This is a genomic window from Nevskia sp. (assembly GCF_023266035.1).
Classification (GTDB): Bacteria; Pseudomonadota; Gammaproteobacteria; order Nevskiales; family Nevskiaceae; genus Nevskia.
Genome location: NZ_JAHFRY010000200.1, coordinates 1 through 946, shown reverse-complemented (window position 1 = coordinate 946; position 946 = coordinate 1). Strand labels below are relative to the sequence as shown.

Sequence of the window (946 nt, the reverse complement as noted above, 5' to 3'; positions counted from 1 at the left end):
GCCGGTTCTCGATCCAGAGTTCGATGACGCCGAACATGCCGCCGCGCTTCCGGTACTTGGCCGGCCAGCCTTCGCGTGCCGCGATCGCCATCACCTGGTCCTGCGCAAGCGCGGTGGCGATGGCCGCGTGGCTGGCGGTGTAAACAGCGCTATGGCCTTTCTCGCCGATCGCGTCGGCATCGCCCTCCGCTTCGCGAAGCGCGACATCGAGTGGATACACCTCCACAGCTGAGCCGCGCTGATCACCGGCGAGCGCGATCCAGCCGTTGTCCGATACCGGCGGGAAAGGCAGCGCCTCGCCGCCCCAGAACTCGGCAATGACGGTGGCGACGTGACGCGGATCGTGGGCTGCGATAGACATGTGGAACAGCATAGCGAGACCTTTCTTTGTGATGTCGTGGATAGGCTATGATTTGGCACAAATAGTGTCAATATCAATTTTCCGGAATCCAGTCATCGAAACATGAGTGAAGTCACAGTTGCTCCGATAGGGCTGCGCGATCAGAAGAAGGACGCTCTCAGAAGCCGGGTGGCAAATGAGTTGATTGCCCTCGTTTCGGAGGGGCGTCTGGATCTGACCCACGATCTGGTTGCCGAGCGCCTCGGCATTCCGCGGCGCACCTTGTACCGGTACTTCCCGAACCAAGAGGCGCTGATGCAGGCGGCCTGGGATCGGGTCACCGCGCTGGCCGGGCCGAACGTCACCTTCCCGCGCTGCGAGGACGATCTCGTCAATCAGCTTCCGGATATCTACAAGGGTTTCGACGCCATCGCCCCGATCGCGACTTTGGTCAGAAGCACACCGCAAGGCCGTGCGATGCGTCTGTCGCAGAAGAAGCGCCGCGTCGCCAGCTATCTCGCAGCAACATCGGACGCGGTTCGTCAGCTCCCGGCCAAGGATCGGAAACTGGCAGTCGCCATCCTCCAGGTCCTGCACACCACACCC

At 62.1% G+C, this 946-nt stretch carries 2 protein-coding genes; one reads left to right on the top strand and one right to left on the bottom strand.

The window, feature by feature from the left end:
* Positions 1-361 (bottom strand): hypothetical protein (locus Q0D45_RS20590; RefSeq protein ID WP_293397511.1); only part of this gene is annotated, 361 nt, incomplete at its 3' end.
* A gap of 102 nt (positions 362-463) precedes the next feature.
* On the opposite strand from Q0D45_RS20590, the gene Q0D45_RS20585 reads away from it, so the two are divergent.
* The coding region (locus Q0D45_RS20585; protein WP_293397509.1) for a helix-turn-helix domain-containing protein at positions 464-946 on the top strand (483 nt) is incomplete at its 3' end.